The sequence below is a fragment of the Campylobacter majalis genome (assembly GCF_905120465.1).
Lineage (GTDB): Bacteria > Campylobacterota > Campylobacteria > Campylobacterales > Campylobacteraceae > Campylobacter_A > Campylobacter_A majalis.
In genome coordinates, this window is sequence record NZ_CAJHOF010000004.1 from 106378 (window position 1) to 125547 (window position 19170).

16 protein-coding genes are annotated in these 19170 nt (G+C 34.6%); 7 read left to right on the forward strand and 9 right to left on the reverse strand.

What is annotated here, in order from left to right:
• Nucleotides 1-619: 619 nt before the first annotated feature.
• The 4 genes from lpxD to flgH all read right to left on the reverse strand — a co-directional run bounded on the left by lpxD (nt 620) and on the right by flgH (nt 4545).
• Nucleotides 620-1573, reverse strand: a complete 954-nt coding sequence (lpxD, locus tag LQU93_RS03145) for a UDP-3-O-(3-hydroxymyristoyl)glucosamine N-acyltransferase (RefSeq protein WP_229932477.1) — start codon at nt 1571-1573, stop codon at nt 620-622.
• A complete protein-coding gene (ilvN, locus tag LQU93_RS03150) occupies nt 1573-2037 on the reverse strand; it encodes an acetolactate synthase small subunit (protein WP_229932440.1) in 465 nt (154 codons plus the stop codon). Before ilvN ends, lpxD begins: the two co-directional genes overlap by 1 nt.
• Before the next feature lie 7 nt (nt 2038-2044).
• Nucleotides 2045-3724 carry an acetolactate synthase large subunit gene (locus LQU93_RS03155; RefSeq protein WP_229932441.1) on the reverse strand — a complete coding sequence of 560 codons (1680 nt, stop codon included), beginning with the start codon at nt 3722-3724 and terminating at the stop codon, nt 2045-2047.
• A gap of 116 nt (nt 3725-3840) precedes the next feature.
• A complete protein-coding gene (flgH, locus tag LQU93_RS03160; RefSeq protein ID WP_229932442.1) occupies nt 3841-4545 on the reverse strand; it encodes a flagellar basal body L-ring protein FlgH in 705 nt (234 codons plus the stop codon).
• A 67-nt stretch (nt 4546-4612) separates the two neighbouring features.
• Between flgH and pta the strand changes: the two genes are divergently transcribed.
• Entirely contained in the window at nt 4613-5983 is a 1371-nt protein-coding gene (gene pta / locus LQU93_RS03165; protein ID WP_229932443.1) for a phosphate acetyltransferase, read from the forward strand.
• A gap of 3 nt (nt 5984-5986) precedes the next feature.
• On the forward strand, nt 5987-7174 hold the full coding sequence (locus LQU93_RS03170) for an acetate kinase (RefSeq protein ID WP_229932444.1): 1188 nt from the start codon (nt 5987-5989) through the stop codon (nt 7172-7174).
• 860 nt (nt 7175-8034) lie between these two features.
• Here the strand turns inward: LQU93_RS03170 and LQU93_RS03175 are convergent.
• Nucleotides 8035-8553, reverse strand: a complete 519-nt coding sequence (locus LQU93_RS03175) for a methylated-DNA--[protein]-cysteine S-methyltransferase (RefSeq protein WP_229932445.1) — start codon at nt 8551-8553, stop codon at nt 8035-8037.
• A 268-nt stretch (nt 8554-8821) separates the two neighbouring features.
• Here LQU93_RS03175 and LQU93_RS03180 point away from each other — a divergent pair, with 268 nt between their 5' ends.
• On the forward strand, nt 8822-9511 hold the full coding sequence (locus LQU93_RS03180) for a methionine ABC transporter permease (protein ID WP_229932446.1): 690 nt from the start codon (nt 8822-8824) through the stop codon (nt 9509-9511).
• Nucleotides 9512-9520: 9 nt separating this feature from the next.
• Here LQU93_RS03180 and LQU93_RS03185 read toward each other — a convergent pair whose 3' ends face one another.
• Nucleotides 9521-10657, reverse strand: a complete 1137-nt coding sequence (locus LQU93_RS03185; RefSeq protein WP_229932447.1) for a WG repeat-containing protein — start codon at nt 10655-10657, stop codon at nt 9521-9523.
• Nucleotides 10658-10947: 290 nt separating this feature from the next.
• On the opposite strand from LQU93_RS03185, the gene LQU93_RS03190 reads away from it, so the two are divergent.
• The 4 genes from LQU93_RS03190 (at nt 10948) to LQU93_RS03205 (ending at nt 13954) form a co-directional block, all read left to right on the forward strand.
• Entirely contained in the window at nt 10948-11724 is a 777-nt protein-coding gene (locus LQU93_RS03190; protein WP_229932448.1) for a MetQ/NlpA family ABC transporter substrate-binding protein, read from the forward strand.
• A gap of 56 nt (nt 11725-11780) precedes the next feature.
• Nucleotides 11781-12560 carry a MetQ/NlpA family ABC transporter substrate-binding protein gene (locus tag LQU93_RS03195; RefSeq protein WP_229932449.1) on the forward strand — a complete coding sequence of 260 codons (780 nt, stop codon included), beginning with the start codon at nt 11781-11783 and terminating at the stop codon, nt 12558-12560.
• A gap of 125 nt (nt 12561-12685) precedes the next feature.
• A complete protein-coding gene (locus LQU93_RS03200; protein ID WP_229932450.1) occupies nt 12686-13327 on the forward strand; it encodes a LysE family transporter in 642 nt (213 codons plus the stop codon).
• Nucleotides 13328-13357: 30 nt separating this feature from the next.
• Nucleotides 13358-13954 carry a DedA family protein gene (locus tag LQU93_RS03205; RefSeq protein ID WP_229932451.1) on the forward strand — a complete coding sequence of 199 codons (597 nt, stop codon included), beginning with the start codon at nt 13358-13360 and terminating at the stop codon, nt 13952-13954.
• A 1150-nt stretch (nt 13955-15104) separates the two neighbouring features.
• On the opposite strand, the gene ftsZ is transcribed toward LQU93_RS03205, so the two are convergent.
• Genes ftsZ through LQU93_RS03220 form a run of 3 tightly spaced genes read right to left on the reverse strand, consistent with a single transcriptional unit; the run spans nt 15105 to nt 19117 of the window.
• Nucleotides 15105-16223: a cell division protein FtsZ gene (gene ftsZ, locus LQU93_RS03210; protein WP_229932452.1), complete on the reverse strand. Its 1119-nt coding sequence runs from the start codon at nt 16221-16223 to the stop codon at nt 15105-15107.
• 9 nt (nt 16224-16232) lie between these two features.
• Nucleotides 16233-17651 carry a cell division protein FtsA gene (ftsA, locus tag LQU93_RS03215; protein ID WP_229932453.1) on the reverse strand — a complete coding sequence of 473 codons (1419 nt, stop codon included), beginning with the start codon at nt 17649-17651 and terminating at the stop codon, nt 16233-16235.
• Between the two features lie 5 nt (nt 17652-17656).
• Nucleotides 17657-19117 (reverse strand): peptidylprolyl isomerase, encoded by a 1461-nt coding sequence (locus LQU93_RS03220; protein WP_229932454.1) that lies wholly within the window; start codon nt 19115-19117, stop codon nt 17657-17659.
• Between the last annotated feature and the right edge of the window lie 53 nt (nt 19118-19170).

Below are 19170 nucleotides of genomic sequence, written 5' to 3' on the forward strand. Positions count from 1 at the left end.
AAATCGGTGCATTTAAATATACAAAATTTTACATATACCAACCATATAAATAAAAACCCAACAAAAATTTAAGTAAATTTTCTTTTATTAATTTAAGTGGTATTTAATAGATATTTTTCGTTATTAAATCTAAACCCTACTTCATTTTGTTCTTAACTGTAAGCAAAACACACTCTTTTATATCTTTATCAAAGAGAGTGCAAACACAAGAATTTTGCTTAGTCTATGCTTGGAAATTTTTATATCATTTGTGTGATTTTATCATTAAATTTATCTTGTAGCACTTTATGCTAACTACAAGCTACGTATATGCCTTGTTTATTTATCTTTATTGCTTCATTAAAGTTAGATATTTTCTCGCGCTCTTAAGTCATTACAATTTTGATATTTTATTTATAGTTTTTTCTGAAATATTGCAAATTTAAGCTATATTTACAGTTTTTAATCAAGGCTTATATTTATAGCTATAAGCTTAGTAAAGCAAAAAATACTTAATAATTTAAAGAAATTTCTTTTTAGAAATTTGGGAGTAAATTATATATTTATTTTTATTAATGATTTTATAACTTAAAGCTTTCTTTCTTTTGAAGGGCAAGATATGCCCACAATAAAATAAATTTTACGACTTTTTGACTAGCCTTAAAATTTTAGCTTGCAATTTAAAAAATGCATCAAGTTCCATTATCGGATACGCACCTGCATACTTCTTGCCACCTTTTAAGTCTTTGCTTACGCCACCTCTAGCTGCAACTTGAGCAAAGTCTCCTATATTAACATGTCCAGCCGAACCACTTTGTCCGCCCATTACAACATTTCGTCCAAGAGTTGTCGAACCAGCCAAGCCAGTTTGAGAAACAAGCAGTGAATTTTCACCTATATCGCAGTTATGTCCGATTTGCACTAGATTGTCTATCTTTGTGCCACGTTTTATAATCGTGCTTTCAAACACACCTCTATCAATAGTAGTGCAAGCTCCTATCTCAACATCATCTTCTATAACAACATTGCCATTATGATAAATTTTGACATGTTCGCCACTCTTAGTATGAGCAAAACCAAAACCATCTGAGCCGATAACGCAATTTGCATTTAGATGACAATTGTCACCTATAATGCAATCATTATAAATTACAACGTTTGGGTGCAATATACAATTAGCCCCTACTTTTACGTTATCGCCCAAAAATACACCACTCATTAGTATCGTATCTTCGCCTATTTCAACGCCCTGACCGATATAAACATTTGGCATTACCTCAACGCTTATTGGTATTTTTTGTGCCTTTTGACTGACAAAAAGTTCTTTAGCGTAATCCTTGCTAAGAATTGCAAAAGCAAGATGCGGATTATCACACACTACAGCAATAACTCCACTTGGTACCAAATCCAACATATCGTGCTTTATCAGCACAGCACTCGCACCACACTGGCTTAAAAATTTAGCATTTTTTTGACTATCGCAGTAGCTTAACTCGCCCAACTTTGCATTTTGCAAGGAATTTAATGCCAAAATTTCAACATCATCTCCTATAAATTTTGCATCTATTTTATTTACTATTTGACTTAACTTCATCATTGTATATCCATTAGTACCGAACCACTTCTTACTAAGTCTATCGGATTAAATTTTTTTACGATTTTTAAAAAACAATCTATTCGTTTAGCATCATCAGCTATCATTGCTACGACATAGTTTTCAGTTACGTTTGCAATTATACCATTATAACTTCGCAACATTGCTTCAAAATTTGCTAAATTTTCTCCAAGTGGAATTTTGACTAAAAGCATCTCTTTTTCTATAAATTCCCCACTCTCTATAACTTTATATGTTGGTATTAATTTATGTAGCTGCTTTACTATTTGCTCAAATACTCTCTCATCACCATTAGTGACTATACTAACGCGAGAATATGGACTTTCTGGAATTGGTGCGACGGTTAGACTGTCTATGTTGTAACCACGCCCCGAAAACAATCCAGAAATCCTAGACAAAACACCATCTTCATTTATTACCACTACTGATATTACTCGTCTCATTTTGCTCTTACTCCAACATCATATTATATATAGCCGCACCAGCTGGAACCATAGGCATTACATTCTCAAACCTATCAACGACGACATCTATCATCGCCACTTTATTTGCATTCATGGCGTCTTTAAGTGCTTTTTCAAACTCACCCTTAGTGCTTACTCTATATCCGACTCCGCCAAAACTTTCAACTAGTTTGACAAAATCAGGCTGTATGCTTAAATCTGTATTTGAGTATCTCTCTTCATAAAATTTTGTCTGCCACTGGCGAACCATTCCTAAGAAATTGTTATTTAGTATAATGTTTATAACAGCTTTGTTTTCTACAACAGCCGTCATTAGCTCTTGTATATTCATAAGTATCGAACCATCACCTGTGAAATTTACAACGCACTTATTTGGATATGCAAATTTCGCACCTATCGCAGAAGGCAGCCCAAATCCCATTGTTCCTTGACCGCCACTTGTTATAAACTGTCTTGGATAACTAAACGGATAAAATTGTGCCGCCCACATCTGATGCTGTCCAACATCTGTCGTAATGATAGCATCATTGCCCACGATTTTAGCGGTTTGTTGTATTACCCATTGTGGTTTTATAGGCTCATTTGTGTCATTATATTTTAGAGGATAAAGCTCGGTATATCTTGCTAATGTTTCATGCCATGGCTTTAACTTTTGCAAATCAGTTTTAACCTTTGGCATCATCTCTTCTAAAACACATTTTAAATCCCCAACTATTGGATAGTGAGCATTTACTATCTTTGAGATAGAACTTGGATCGATATCTACATGGATAATCTTTGCATGTTTTGCAAACTCGTCTAATTTACCAGTTATTCTATCGTCAAATCTGGCTCCAAGTGCTATAAGCAAATCAGCTTCACTTAAGGCTATGTTTGCCGTATAGCTACCGTGCATACCAGCCATGCCTAAATTTAACACATCATCATGCTCTAGTGTGCCAAGTGCCATTAGTGTCTGTACTGCTGGTATGTTTGTTTGTTTAGCAAATTCTCTTATTGCCTGTGCTGCACCAGATGCTATCGCCCCACCCCCAATATACAGCAATGGTCTTATAGCTTCATTTATCGCATCTGCAGCCTTTTTTATCTGTTTTGAATTGCCCTTGTATGTTGGCTTGTATGTTGGCATATTTATTTCACTTGGATATTCAAAATTGCCAATTGCCGCTGTAACATCCTTTGCTATATCTATATGCACAGGTCCTGGTCTGCCTGTCTTTGCTATATAAAACGCCTCTTTTAAAATTCTTGGCAAATCTGCTATTTTGGTAACTAAATAGTTATGCTTAACACATGGGCGAGAAATTCCAACCGCATCTATCTCTTGAAATGCATCAGTTCCGATTAAAGACGAAGCAACTTGTCCGCTTATAAGCACCAAAGGAATACTATCAGAATACGCCGTAGCTAGTCCAGTAACAGCATTTGTAAAACCTGGACCAGACGTTACAAATGCCACGCCCACTTTTCCAGAAGCTCTGGCATATCCATCAGCCGCATGAAGTGCTGCTTGTTCATGTCTAACTAGCACATGTTTAAAATAAGTTTGTTTATAAGTCTCATCAAATATATTCAAAGCCGCACCACCAGGATAGCCAAAAACTATCTCAACACCCTCAGCTCTCAAAGCCTCACTAACCATCTGTGAGCCATTCAATTCTCTCATACTAACCCTTTGAAAATTTTCATGTATTATAGCTTATAATGTTGAAAATTCAATGTTTTATATACAAAATTATAATTATCAAATTAAATAAATAACAATTTGTAACAAATTTCTAACTAAAACGGCCAAATTGTTTCAAGTATTCTTGTCCCCCACGGCTTTTTAGTCGCCTTATCAACTTCGCCTTCAGTTTTATATAAAATTTTTGCATCGGCAATATAGCGTGAATCAATCTCATTTTTTTGAGAAATATCATGCGGACGAATAACACCAGTAACTTGAATAATTTGCTTTTCGCCATTTATTAAAAGCTCCCTATTGCCTTCGATAAAATAATTACCATTGTTTAAAATTTTTATAATTCTAGCCGATATTGTCGTAGTAAATCTCTCGCTTCTATTTGTGGTGCCAGAGCCAGTAAATGCATTTTTGCCACCTGCTTTAAAGCCAATATTGCTTACTTTATTTAGCTCACTAGCAATCTTGCTCATCCTATCTTCTCCGACAAATGCCCCACCACCAAGTGAGATGGTGCTATCTCTATTTGTATTTTTAGATCCACTTGAGCTTTGAGATGCATTTTCTGAAATAACTATAGTCACGATATCATTTACATTCATGGCTTTTCTATCTGAAAAAAGTGGATCTTTACCCTTGCCATACAAACTACCAGTGTTTGCTACGCCAACATTTGTCTCTTTTGCTGGTAATTGCTCTACATAAACTGGTGGTCTCATGTCTATTTTAGGATCAACGCTCGGAGTACATCCAGCCAAAAGTAAAAAAATGCTTAAAATTTTAATTTTATTTTTAAATTTCATAAATGCACCTGTAATTTTAATATTTTTTATGATAAAATTGCCAAAATAATCCCAGAAAGGAGAATTTATGAGATCTTTATATCTAAATTGTGCTGAAAATCTTGTAAAAGTACAAGAGCATTTAAGCAAAAAATTTAGTAAAGTTGCCGTTTTTGAGATAAAAATTGGCGAAAAAGAGCAAGAGTTGCTTCAAAGTGGTCGAGAAAAAGAATTTTTCATTGACATTATTAATAAATTTGAAGCCGTTAAAAATGAAAACGACTTTGTTATAGTTGTAGGTTGCGAAGGATTTGGCGTGGTTGGACGCTTTGAGCTAAATCTCAAAATTGCAAAAAATCTAAACACACCTGTTTATTCATGCAACAACAAAGAAGCACTAAAAAGCTTAGTGCCAAACTCAAAACTTATAATATCAGACGATATAGACGAAATTATTAATGCAAAACAAGAGATAATCACTCCATACAGTTTTGAAAATATCCTAACAAATCGTGCAAAACTAGCAAATAAAACAATCGTTTTACCTGAGAGCAACGATGATAGAATCTTAAAAGCTTCTGACGCATTACTTAAAAAAGATATAGTTAAGCTTATTATTTTGGGAGATGATGCTGTTATAAAATCACGTGCAAAAGAACTCGGTTTAAATTTAGACAAAGCAAGAATAATAAACCCTGAAAATAACGAATACACAGACAAAATCGCAAGTGAAATTTTTGAAAGAAGAAAATCAAAAGGCATGAGCGAAGAACAAGCTGCCAAACTAGCCAAAGACAGGACATATTTTGGAACTATGCTAATTGAAATAGGCGAAGCTCACGCTATGGTAAGTGGCGCTAGCACAACAACCGCTGAGACGATCCGCCCTGCCCTTCAACTAATCAAAACAAAACCTGGCGTTTCAATAGTATCAGGATTATTTTTCATGTCTTTAGACGAAGAGGTGCTTTTATACGCTGACTGTGCTATCACTCCAAATCCAGATCCAGAAGCACTAGCAAGCATTGCTGTAAGCACAGCCGATAGTGCCAAAGCGTTTGGTTGGGAGCCAAAAGTCGCACTTTTAAGCTATTCAACTGGCGAAAGTGGCACAGGTCCTGACGTAGATGCAGTAAAAGAGGCAGCTAGAATTTTAAAAGAAAAAGCACCTGAGTTAAAATTTGCAGCACCAATTCAATACGACGCAGCGGCTGATATCAGCGTAGGTGCAAAGAAAATGCCAGGCAATGAAGTAGCCGGAAACGCAAATGTGTTTGTGTTCCCTAGTTTAAATGTCGGCAATATCTGCTATAAAGCCGTTCAAAGAAGTGCAAATGCACTAGCAATTGGACCAGTGCTTCAGGGATTAAGAAAGCCGGTTAATGATTTAAGTCGTGGTTGTCTAGTAGAAGACATAATCAATACAGTTTTAATAAGTGCAATTCAAGCAGGAGAATAATAAATGAAAATATTGGTATTAAACGCAGGTAGTAGTTCAATTAAATTTCAATTACTTTTAATGGATAAAAATGAAAGCATAGCAAGTGGATTAATAGAGCAAATCGGACAACCAAGCGGACATGCTGAGTTAAAAGCAAATGGACAAAAATACGAAAGAAATCAAGAAATTAAAGACCATCATGTTGGTTTGGCTATCATGAGCGAGTTACTAAAGGAAAGTGGCGTATTAAATAGCCTAACTGAACTAGATGGTATCGGACACAGAGTAGTGCATGGCGGCGAGAGCTTTAAATCATCAGCAGTCGTAACTGCCGAAGTTATTAAAAAAATTGAAGACAACATCCCACTAGCACCACTTCACAATCCAGGTGCATTAGCCGGTATTAAAGCCGCAATGAGCGAGAGCGGAGATATACCTCATGTAGTTGTATTTGATACAGTGTTTCATCAAACAATGCCAGAAGAAGCATACAGATATGCTATACCTTACGATGTAGCTGTCAAACATCATGTTAGAAGATATGGCTTTCATGGCACCTCTCATCAATACGTAAGCCAACAAGCTGCTAAATTCTTAGGCATCCAAAATGATAAATTTAATGCCATTACACTTCACCTTGGAAATGGTGCTTCAGTAAGTGCTATCAAAAACGGCAAGAGCGTAGATACATCTATGGGACTAAGCCCACTTGAGGGTCTTATCATGGGAACAAGAAGTGGCGACATAGATCCAGCTGTTATAACATACCTAATTGCTCAAGGCGAAATCACAGCCGATCAAATTGATAATTTCTTAAATAAAAAAAGTGGCTTACTAGGTATATGTGGCACAAACGATATGCGTGATATCGGCGAAAGAGTAGAAAAAGGCGACAAACAAGCAACACTTGCATTTGATATGTTTTGCTATAGACTTAAAAAATACATCGGTGCATACTATGCTGTAGTTGGTAAGCTAGATGCGATAATATTCACAGGTGGTATAGGCGAAAATGACCAAGCTATGAGAGAGAAAGTTTGTGGTGAATTAGCTCATTTTGGCATCAAAATAGACAGTGCTAAAAACAGAGACAGAAGCAACAGAGGTGATAGATGCCTAGATGCTGACGGTGCTACAATTAAAACGCTTGTAATACCAACAAACGAAGAGCTTATGATAGCTTCTGAAGTTGTAAGACTTACAAAATAATTAAAAGCGGTTGAAAAACCGCTTTTTTATTTTTATATCATTTAACATAAATCATATATCAAAACTATATAAAATTTTAATCCAAAACACCCCACTACAAAACCGCAATAAGCAATCTTTCTCGCACCAGCACCAAAATTACAAGAAATTATATTTTAGAGATGTTTTTCAAAACAAAGTCGCAAATCACATTTATTATTTACATTTAAAACAAAATTTATATAAATTTCCACGCCATTATAAACATTCTCACTAATACAAAAACATCATACCTGTTTTAAAAAACTACTTTTATTTCGCTTTTTAGAGAAACATTTTGCTTTGCAAAAGTGCTTCGCTTATTTTATAAAGATTTAAATCTCAAAGCAAATGCGTAAAATTTATTAAGCGGACTTTAATACATAAAACAACAAATAAGATACACTTATAAATTATCTTTTAAAATCCAAATAACAAATACCGTCAATCACAATAAAAACTACTTAATGAAAATAAAGCATTTGTTTTGCTCGTAACTACAAATCAAAAACAAAAAATAAAAGTTTATACATAAATTATCAAGCATTATCTTACTCTTAAGCTTTTACTAAATTTATTATAATAAAAAACAAATAACAATCTTGAAAATTTATATATTACAGATAGTTAAAAGTCTCATTATAGACTTTGTTTATAATTATAAACATATAAAATAAAGCCTTATTTTATAAAAACAAGCTTATAGTCTTATGAGAGTTTTTGTATGCCAAAACTACAACATAAAGACTTGTATTAGATACTAAATTCGTCAAATTTAAGAATAAAATTTTTAAAACTAAAGCACATTAATACCAAAATAAATAAGAAAAATTTTACCAAATTTAGCAAAAAATAGATTTGTTTTGCTTGGTTGTATTTTTTTCTAGTTGCAATAATTTTTCCTTTATATCAAGTCCCCCAGCATATCCTATTAATTCTGCGTTTGAGCCTATTACTCTGTGGCATGGTATTATTATTGATATTGGGTTGTGCTTGACTGCACCACCGACAGCTTGTGCCGACATCTTTTTTATGCCTTTTTGCATAGCTATTATGTGTGCTATTTCTTTATATGTTTTTGTCATTCCATACGGAATTGATGTTAATATTTGCCAAACATTTTTGCGAAAATTTGTGCCATTTGGCTTAAGTCTTGGTGTAAAATTTGCAATTTTTTTACTAAAATATATATCTAGCCATGATTTTGTTTCATCAAAAATCGCTAAATTCTTATATTCGCAACTATCTATACTATCTTGTAAATCAAGTTGTGTTTCAAACAATAAAGCGGTCAAATTTTCACCATCAGATGTTAGCGTTATAGTACCTAGTATAGATTCATATGTGTTTATATATTTCATCTTGTAATCATAACAAAAATCAAAATAATTTTAAATAAATTTCAAGGCTTAATGAAGCTTGTGGACAAATTTTAAACAAATTTTATAGTTTTAAAACAAACAATATCTATTTCTAGGCAAAATAGTCCTTAAAAAGCTACTAGAAGTAAGCTGTAAATTTTACGACAATAACCAAAAGCGACTTTTAAGTGTTGATTGCTGTTGAGTTTTTTGATAAATTTAATATTTTTTTGATAAACTTATGCGTTTATTTTAGGGAGAAATTACGATGTTAGATTTTGCAACACTTAGTGAGCATTTAGAAAAATTTCCAAATATATTTGAGCGGATTTTGCTTCCAGCCATCAATGAGACACTTTACATGAGCATGGTTTCAACTTTTTTAGCATTTGTTATTGGACTTGTTCCTGCTGTTTTGCTTGTCTTGTCTGATAAAGATGGGCTTAAACCAAATCCAAAACTCTATTTTATGCTTGATGTCGTGATAAATACTTTTCGTAGCTTTCCATTTATCATTTTAATCATCGTTTTGATACCGGTTACACGCATGATCGTGGGAACTAGTATCGGCACGACCGCAACTATCGTGCCACTAACCATCGGTGCAGCACCATTTGTAGCAAGGCTTATCGAAAGTGCATTTAAAGAGGTCGATCGTGGCATTATCGAAGCAGCAAAGAGCTTTGGTGCGTCAAATTTTCAGATCATCTTTCGTATAATGTTTGTTGAAGCCCTACCATCGATCATCTCAGCCTTTACTTTAACATTTATAGTAAATATCGGCTTTTCAGCGATGGCGGGAGCCGTGGGCGGTGGCGGTTTGGGAGCTGTGGCGATAAACTATGGCTATCAAAGATTTCGCCCTGATATTATGTTTTACACCGTCGTGATACTCATAATAATGGTGCAAATCGCACAAATTTTAGGAAATTTTGCGTATAAAAGGACAAAAAAGTAGCCACTTTGGCTACTTCTCCACAAATTTCCCATTTTTATCAATTATTAAAAACACATCATCTATCTCTACTAAGCCAAAACCCTCGCTAAACGCCCAAGTCTCTCTAAAATTTGGCTCTAAAAGATACTCGCCGTTTGTCTTTATAAAGCCCTTGTAGTGGTAGCCATTTTTATGCACCTTTACAACCCTTGCGATGCCGCCCTTAAACTCTCCGATAGACCCCTCGTAAGTCGGAGCGATTATCATTTTGCCAGTTTTATCTATAAAGCTAATAAAATCCTTGTAGTAAGGCGAGCCGACTCTTTTTTCATTACTTTGTATCTCCACGCTCGCAAAGCCCTCAGAAAACCACCCTGCATCTTTAAATTTTGGTTCTATGACAAACTCACCACTTTTATCTATAAATCCCCATCTTTTATCAACAAGCACCGGTGCGAGACCATCGCCAAAATAATCCCCACTATCAAATTTAGCCTCTATCGCTAATCTTCCACTTTTATCTACAAAGCCAAATTTTTCACACAAACGAACAAGAGTCATGCCATCACGAAACTCATCTACCCCATCAAATTTTAGCTCCACAACAACCTTGCCGCTCTTATCTATAAAGCCCCATTTTTCGCCCACAGACACAGCCGCAAGACCTTCGCTAAATGGCATCACATTATCATATTTTGGCGGTATGACAAATTTCCCTTTTTTGTCTATAAAGCCAAATTTTCCATCTTTTAATGCATTTGCAAGACCTTCATAAAACCTTCCAACATCGTTAAACTGAGGCTTTATGATTACTTTACCAGTTTTATCTATAAAGCCAAAAAGTCCTCCTATTTGCACGGCCGCAAGACCTTCTGTAAAGCTATTTGCCTCGCTAAATTTTGGCTCTATGATGACCTTGCCTTTTGTGTCTAAGTAGCCATAGGTGTAATTATCTGTCATAAAAAGCGCCACACCCTCGCTAAAAGTAAAGACTTTCCTTTGTCTTATCGTAACTGGGCGGTATAAAACATCACCATTTTGATTTGCCACGACATACTCATCGCCATTTTTTGCTAAAAATTCATTATCTCTCATTTTTATCGGCTCGAACTCACTTGCAAATGCAGCAAAACAAGCCAAAAGCAGGGTTAAAATTTTAATTTTCATATTTTTCCTTTACAAAATTTTTACAGTATTTTAGCATTTTAAACTTTTTTTAATATTTTTTTTCTTACAATTTCGCAATTTTAAAATGAAAGGACGAAACATGAAATCAGATATGTGCGAGATGCGTAGATGTGTAAAGACTGAGGTGTCGAAAGACTAAAGAGCTAAGCAAAAATTTCTTTTTAAATGCTTAGCTTGGCTAAATATTTAAAAAGAAATTCTCCGCCCACTAAAAGGGCAAATTTTATCCTTTTTAAATAATTTAGCACTATAAATTTAAAGGATAAAAAATGACAAAATTACTAAAATCATCATTAGTTGCTCTAAGCCTACTTGTATCTGCAAATGCAGCTGAGAAGATCACGGTTGCTGCTACTCCTGTGCCTCACGCTGAAATTTTAGAGTTTATCAAGCCGATTTTGGCAAAAGATGGCTATACGCTCGAGATAAAAGAATTTAACGACTATGTCGTGCCAAATCTAGCTACACAAGATGGCGATGTCGATGCGAACTACTTCCAGCACTTGCCATACCTTGAAGAGTTTAACAAAAACAAAGGCACCACTTTGGTGCATACTGCAGGTGTGCATTTAGAGCCAATGGGAGTTTATTCTAAAAAGATAAAGAGCCTTGATGAGCTTAAAAATGGCGATAGCGTAGCTGTGCCAAATGACCCTACAAATGAGAGTCGTGCACTTGATCTGCTTGCAAGTACAGGTATTATTAAGCTAAACTCAAGCTCACTAAAAACAATACTTGATATCGCAGAAAATCCAAAAAATCTAAAATTTGTCGAGGTTGAAACAGCTCAAACTCCACGTGCGTTAGATGACGTAACGATCGCCGTGATAAATACAAACTACGCACTAAACGCTAGTCTAAACCCTACAAAGGACGCGTTAGTTATCGAAGATGGCAAAAATAATCCTTATACAAACTACGTTGTCGTAAAGCAAGGCAATGAAAACAGCGAGAAAACAAAGGCTCTAAATAACGCCATAAACTCAGACGAAGTTAAAGAGTTTATCCGCACAAAATACAACGGCTCAATCCTACCAGCATTTTAATTTTGGGGGTAAAACCCCAAATTTTCACCACTTTTACAAAATAAAAAGGAATATTAATGAAAATTTTAAAAATCACAGCAGCACTACTCGTGGCTTTAAATTTATACGCAAAAAGCGATGACAAAACCATAATCATCGGTGCTACGCCAATCCCACACGCCGAAATTTTAGAAGAAGTCGTAAAGCCACTACTTGAAAAAGAGGGCTACAAGCTTGATATAAAAATCTTTAACGATTATGTCGTGCCAAACATCGCGACTGAGCAAGGCGATCTTGATGCAAACTATTTTCAAGGATTGCCTTACATGAAGGCATTTAATAAAGACAACAACACCAACATCGTGCCAACAGTCGGTGTGCATGTCGAGCCTATGGGAATTTACTCTAAAAAGATAAAGAGTCTTGATGAGCTTAAAAACGGCGATATTGTAGCTATCTCAAACAACGCAGCCGATTCAACTCGCTCACTAAATTTACTAGAAATTGCAGGTATAGTAAAGGTAAAAGATGGTGAGTATAAAAACCCGCACGACATCATCGAAAATCCAAAAAATTTAAAATTCGTCGAGATGGAATCAGCCCTAACGCCACGTGCTTTAAAAGACGCTACGATCGCGTTTATAAACATCAACTACGCACTTGACGCTGGACTAAAGCCAGTTGAAGATGCACTATTACTTGAAGGAAAAGATAGCCCTTACACAAACTACGTCGCTGTAAAAGCTGGTAATGAAAATTTGCCAAAGATTAAGGCTCTTGATAAAGCTATACTTAGCCAAGAGGTAAAAGACTTTATTATAAAACGCTACAACGGGGCGGTAATTCCTAGCTTTTAACCAATACAAGCCATAGCCGTTTTAGTCCGTAAATGGCTATTGGTTTTATTTTTGCTTCGCTATTTACACTTTAAATTTAAGCCAAATTGGCTAAAATTACGACTTATTTTATAAAATGGAAAAAGATGGAAATTTACGCACTTTTAGCATTGATGATGACTCACTTTATCGCACTTATCGTGCCAGGACCTGATATATTTTTAATCCTTCGCACATCCCTAGCACACGGCTTTAAACAGAGTGTTTTTGCCTGTCTTGGCGTGGGGCTTGGCATAGTGCTTTGGGTGTTTTTAACAGCATTTGGATTAAGCACTTTGTTTGCAAATTTCCCATTTTTACGGCTTGTGCTTATGGCTTTTAGCTTTTCATATCTGTTTTATCTTAGCTTTTTACTATTTAAATCAGCCAAAGCAAAAGCAACGAGCGAGATAGATACAAGTAGCGATAAAAACGCAGGTGCAAGGCACTTTTTCACGCTTGGATTTTTGACAAATTTATCAAATCCAAAAGCGATTTTATACTTTGCAAGCATCTTTTCAAGCTTTGTTGATAAGGCACAAAGCCTAATGCAAGTTGGAATTTTAGTGGCTGTTATATCCATCCAGAGCGTTTTGTGCTTTATCTTGCTTGGTAAGATTTTTTCTATCAAAAAGGCTCGTGAGGCGTTTTTAAGCAGACAAAATTTGCTTGATGGTATATGCTCGGCGATATTTGGATTTTTTGCAATCGTTATCTTATATGAGTTTTTGATTGAAATTTTTAGCTGATTTTAAACACAATAAATTTAAAGGCTTAATTTGTTTCACACGATAATTGACACCATAGTTTCACATGTTAGTGCATGGGGGTATTTTGGGATATTTAGTATGATGTTTTTAGAAAGCTCGTTTTTTCCATTTCCAAGTGAGATAGTGATGATGCCGGCTGGTTATCTTGCAAGCAAGGGCGAGATGAGCTTGGTTTTGGCATTTTTAGCAGGAAGTGGCGGGAGCTTGGCGGGAGCACTTTTTAACTACTATCTTTGCTTCTTTTTTGGACGAAGTTTGATAGAGCGATATGGTAAGTTTATCGGCATAACTGAAGCCAAAATGCAAAAATTTGAAGCCTTTTTTAACAAGCACGGCGAAATTTCAACCTTTAACTGCCGCCTAATCCCAGGCATTCGCCAATACATCAGCCTTCCAGCCGGACTTGCAAAAATGAACGTATTTAAATTCTCACTTTTTACCGCACTTGGCGCTAGTATATGGGTGGCAATATTGCTTGGTGTGGGGTATTTTTTAGGATCAAATCCACCAAAAAATATCATATACGCCATTAGTATTATGCTTGTGTTATCTGTGTTGATTTTGACTTTTATCTATATTAAAAAACAAAATAGATCTGCAGCTTAAATCAATTTAACCTAATCGTATTTTTGGCTACGATATTGTCTTGATATTTTGCTAGAATCATTATTAATTTATTTTAATTTAAATAAAATTTTTAATATAAATCTTTAACTTACAGTTATGAGCTTGTAAAATAAGTTTTTATTTTATTATTTATAGTTATAAACAAAGTTTATTATGAGCTTTTAAGTGTCTGCAATAGATATAAAATTTTTAAGTTTGCTTTTTTGAAATTTATCTATTTTTATTTTAAATAAAGGCTTTTGATTGCGATTTTGTTAAAATTTTAGCATCAATTTAACCCAAATCAAACAAAATAAGCTTTCTTAAAGAGCACTAAAGCACAAGAGACTATGACTTTATTGATGCTATTTTAAGCAATAAACAAAGCGAAGTTAAAACAAGTATATTTACACTATTTAAAATTTAAAAGCTAAATTTAAAAAATTTTTCACAGAAACATTTTTTGCTACGCAAAAAGCGTTACACTTGTTTTATAGAAACATCGGCTACGCCGAACACTTCGCTTATTTTCAAGGAAACATTTTACTTCGTAAAAACGCTTCGCTTGTTTTGACATCGATTTAAAGCGACAGTTAGCTTATTTACTAATTTGTATTTTAATAGTGGTATTAAAAATTACAAGCATAAGTTAAGTTAGAAATTTTATAAATTTAATAAAGAAATTAAAATATAAGTGATATTTTAAAATTTAACTTAAATCAAACAAAAGGGACTTTAAGTTATAATTTTATCGATTGAAAAATAATATATCACTCAAAAATTTTCAGAAGCTAAATTTAAAGAATTTTTATATATTTGTTTTTTAGCTTCATTTTATTTGCTACTTTACAAGAACATCGCTGTCATCGTAACTAAAAGCTCCTTTAATTATGCTTTTGCTTTACTTGACCCATAAATTTCTTGTGCTTATCTTTTTTAAAAAGTGATAAAAGATAGCTTATAAGAGTGTGTTTTGCTTGTAGTTAAAATGAAGTAAGATAGAGTTTAGTTTAATAATCTAGAAAATATTTATAAATTTTATTAAAATTGATAAGATAAATATGACTGGGTTAAATTGGGTCTAGTTAAAATACCATAAATTAATAAAAGGGTGGGGCAAAAGCCCCAAAAATGAGTGTTTAATGCAATATCAATCTAGTTGATGGCGTAAATAAGCTGGGATTTCAAGCTGTTCATCGCTATATGTATCGTCTCCACTTACCCTAAGCCTTAAATTTAAATGAGCGTTACTCGCTCTAGTCTCTTCTTGTTTTAAATCATCTGCTTTCATCTCTTTTTGCATATCAAAACCAGTAGCGACTATCATAGCTTCCACCATATCCTCATCTATGCTATCATCTGGATTATGTCCAAATATAATATCAGCATCCTCGTGAGCCAAATCACGAATAATCATCGCAGCATCTTCGATATCAGCAAGTGGAGTGGTTGGATGATGCCTAAAGTAAATAAGCACACCTTTTGCTCCATCAATATTTACATCACCAAGAAGCGGAGATTGTATCGCCTCATGAACTGCTTCTACTGCTGCATTTTCACCACTAGCTTCACCAACGCCAAGTATTGCCATGCCACGATGGCTCATAACGGTTCGAACATCAGCAAAATCTATATTAATATATCCTTTGCCAAGTATCATAGTGCTAATTCCACCAACAGCACGAGCCAACACGCTATCAACTGCCCTATAGCACTCATCTATGCTTGCTCGCCTATCCATAATGGCTCTTAGCCTCTCGTTTGGAACTACAACTATAGAGTCACACTCTTTACGTAACTCTTCTAGTCCCTCAAGTGCAAGCTTCATCCGTTTTTTACCTTCAAATCCAAATGGAGTAGTAACAACAGCTACCGCCAACGCACCGCTCTCCTTGGCCGCACGTGCAACAACAGGTGCTGCACCAGTTCCAGTGCCACCGCCAAGACCTGCTGCAACAAAAACAATATCTGTGCTTTCTAAAGAATCTTTTATCTCGCTATAGCTCTCATCTGCAGCATCTCTGCCTACTTCTGGCTTCATACCAGCACCAAGTCCGCGAGTTAGCTTTTCACCAAGTCTGATCTTGGTATAGGCTTTTGAGTTGTTTAATGCTTGTGCATCAGTGTTGGCTGTAATTAAATCAATATCAAGCTTGGCATACTCTGTAATTAGGCGATTTATCATATTGCCACCGCCTCCACCTACACCAATAGCTTTTATTTTTGTGCCATATACGCTTTCATTTTCTTCCACTTTAAACCCACTCATTTCTTCCCCTTAAAACATATTTTTTACTATTTTTTCCCAAAACATTTTAATTTTGCCTGGTTGCTTTTCATGCTTGATATCTGAAATATCAAGCAAATCATCCTTGACATCAACAGTCGCCCTACTCTCGATACCAAAATTTTCACCATTTTGTGTTGTGGTAAAATTTTGATTATCATTTTTTAAACTTACTTCATCACTATATAAATTTTGAAAATTTATTTTTGGCTTACTTAAATGCTCCCCTTTATATCTCATTTTTTTCTCTGAATCTATCTCATAAGGCGTAAAACATCCTGCACCATACATACATAAACCTATTGCACATGAATTAGAAGGATCACGCATGACCTCATATAATCCTTCTAGTGCTTTTGGTTTAGCAATTCTTACTTGAATTTTATCAAACACCATACTAGCAAGTTCTTTAAAGCCTTCAAGCTTTGTCATGCCACCAGTAAATACAACACCTATTCCAACAAAATCACTATTTTTTTTCTTTTGATACTCAAGTATCATATCACGAACCATTGTTAGAATTTCTTCAGCACGTATATAAATTACCTTTGACACAACGTCTAAAGATATCTCTCCACTTTTTCCTTCATCGCCCAACAATGGCACTTCTATCAAATTTGCTGAACTTTGCATAAGCGAAGAGTAATTAACCTTTATCTCCTCGGCTTTTTGAAGTGGAGTTTTAGCAGCATATGATAGGTCTTGGGTAATGTAAAGAGACCCAGCCGCCAAAGAATCATTATGAATAATTGAATTTCCAGAGTGAATAACAATGTCTGATATAGCACTACCAATATCGACAAGTATTACGCCAAGTTCTTTTTCATCATCATTTAAGCTAGATATTGCAGATGCATATCCTGACAAAACTATATTGTCTATATTGACACCAGCTAAATTTATCGTCTTTCTTAGGTTACTAAGCAGTGACTTTTGAGCAATTATAATATGTGCTTGAACTTCCAGCCTTGATCCGTTCATGCCAAGAGGATCTTCTATATTTTCTTGCTCATCAACCTTAAAACTATGTGGCAATACATGCAATTTCTCATAATCACTTTGAATATTTGCATAATGATCTGCCATTTGCATGGCTCTTTCTATTTCACTTATGCCTATTTCGTGACTTGGCACATTGACCACGCCACTACTATCTATGCTTTTAGTGTTTGCACCAGATATTGATACGACAACCCTATCATATCTAGTACCTGCAACCATTTGTGCATTTTTAAGTGCATTTTTTACAGATTGTGACGCCAACTCAATGTTTGTTATGGCACCCTTTTTTACACCCTGAGCCTTTTCAGCACCAAATCCTATAACCTTTAAGCCTTCATCGTTATGCTCTGCTATTACGGCCCTTACATGGTATGAGCCAATATCTATGCCTAAAATTTTAGTACTCAAAACAATTACCTTTTGATGTATTCTTCTACTTTATAACGCTTTGTTAGTGTCTCAATCAAATCTTGCATAACTTCATTATTTTTTAAAGTGTCCGCATTTTCACTAACAAGTGTTTGATTGTTAGCACTAACGTTTGTAAGCAAATTTTGTTCCACTATCTCGTATATTACGCCTTTTTCGCCTAGTAACACATAACCATTTTTGTTTGGTGAAGAAAATACGCCGTCGATAAATGTTGCACTCTCAAACATATCTAATCCAGCAACTTCATTATTGCTTGCCCTACTTATTTCAACTACGTCTGAATTATTTACATCAAAATTAACAAGCTTGGATTTTACTTTAGTCTCTAATTTTTTTGCTCTTTCTTGCTTTATATACACTTCAAGCACTTGCTCTCTAGCATCAATATACTCCATAGGATGTGCTGCTTTTATACCCTTTACGACACCTATAATATAACCATCCTTATATAGTAGTGGCTTTAATACATCTCCAACCTTCATTTCTGCAATTACATCATGCGAGAAAGGTGCATTATCTTCATCAAAATTTAAAATTTCAGTAGCATTTAAATCACCTTTTTTTAGCTCAGTATATGCCTTTAATGCACTTGTTCTACTTTCTTGCAAATCATAATCTTTTTGCACCTGTTCTTTGGCTTGTTCAAATGATAAAATTTTATCCTCGTTATCTTTGTAGTTATCTTTATGTTCATCATAATATGACATTAAAGCTGCATTATCAGCATTTTGCATCATAGCTGGAATATATATAGTATCTAACGAATACGATCGTTTTGTAAGATAGTTGTTCTTATTTTCTTCCCATATTTTTCTTACTTCATCTTCATTGATTACTATCTCAGCATTATCGGCATTTATTATCTTAAAAGCTACTTTATCACTCATAAAAAATGACGAGGTTATCATCTTGATATCGTCTTTATTGGCTTTGATGCTTAAAGCATGATGTAACTTATCTAAAAGTATTTGTCTTTGCAAACTTTTTTCGTAATCTTTTGGATTAATCCTAGCACGTCTTAAAGTATCTTTATAAACATTTTCATTAAATACTCCATCACGATGAAAATTTTCATCAGATATTATATATTTTATTATATCACTATCATTAGCAATTAATCCTATATCATCCGCAAAATTTAATAGCAAATTATCTCTTATGCTTGCTTGCAAAGCAGCGGTATCCAGCCCTAACTCACTAGCCTTTTCTTGTGTTAATTGACCACCTAAAATATTATTGTAATAATTATAAAGCTGAGAATACTTATCGTTTAACTCCTGTATGCTAATATTTCTATGTCCTACCTTAGCCACTGAATTAGCACGATTGCTGTTCATATCATATGCACCCCAACCAACAAATCCAGCACCAACAAAGGCTATTGTGCTTATCCAAATCGTAACTACGAGATATTTTTTGTTTTTCTGCATCCAAGTTATCATAAAAATCCTTAATCATCATTATAGTTAAATAGTATGCGAGTTTATCCTTTTTT

What these genes read in the sequence shown, in the direction of transcription:
- LQU93_RS03155 (WP_229932441.1), bottom strand. Translation starts at nt 3,724, where the DNA reads ATGAGAGAATTGAATGGCTCACAGATGGTTAGTGAGGCTTTGAGAGCT.
- LQU93_RS03195 (WP_229932449.1), top strand. Translation starts at nt 11,781, where the DNA reads ATGAAAATTTTAAAAATCACAGCAGCACTACTCGTGGCTTTAAATTTA.
- LQU93_RS03180 (WP_229932446.1), top strand. Translation starts at nt 8,822, where the DNA reads ATGTTAGATTTTGCAACACTTAGTGAGCATTTAGAAAAATTTCCAAAT.
- LQU93_RS03175 (WP_229932445.1), bottom strand. Translation starts at nt 8,553, where the DNA reads ATGAAATATATAAACACATATGAATCTATACTAGGTACTATAACGCTA.
- ftsZ (WP_229932452.1), bottom strand. Translation starts at nt 16,223, where the DNA reads ATGAGTGGGTTTAAAGTGGAAGAAAATGAAAGCGTATATGGCACAAAA.
- LQU93_RS03190 (WP_229932448.1), top strand. Translation starts at nt 10,948, where the DNA reads ATGACAAAATTACTAAAATCATCATTAGTTGCTCTAAGCCTACTTGTA.
- flgH (WP_229932442.1), bottom strand. Translation starts at nt 4,545, where the DNA reads ATGAAATTTAAAAATAAAATTAAAATTTTAAGCATTTTTTTACTTTTG.
- LQU93_RS03200 (WP_229932450.1), top strand. Translation starts at nt 12,686, where the DNA reads ATGGAAATTTACGCACTTTTAGCATTGATGATGACTCACTTTATCGCA.
- LQU93_RS03170 (WP_229932444.1), top strand. Translation starts at nt 5,987, where the DNA reads ATGAAAATATTGGTATTAAACGCAGGTAGTAGTTCAATTAAATTTCAA.
- lpxD (WP_229932477.1), bottom strand. Translation starts at nt 1,573, where the DNA reads ATGAAGTTAAGTCAAATAGTAAATAAAATAGATGCAAAATTTATAGGA.
- LQU93_RS03185 (WP_229932447.1), bottom strand. Translation starts at nt 10,657, where the DNA reads ATGAAAATTAAAATTTTAACCCTGCTTTTGGCTTGTTTTGCTGCATTT.
- LQU93_RS03220 (WP_229932454.1), bottom strand. Translation starts at nt 19,117, where the DNA reads ATGATAACTTGGATGCAGAAAAACAAAAAATATCTCGTAGTTACGATT.
- ilvN (WP_229932440.1), bottom strand. Translation starts at nt 2,037, where the DNA reads ATGAGACGAGTAATATCAGTAGTGGTAATAAATGAAGATGGTGTTTTG.
- pta (WP_229932443.1), top strand. Translation starts at nt 4,613, where the DNA reads ATGAGATCTTTATATCTAAATTGTGCTGAAAATCTTGTAAAAGTACAA.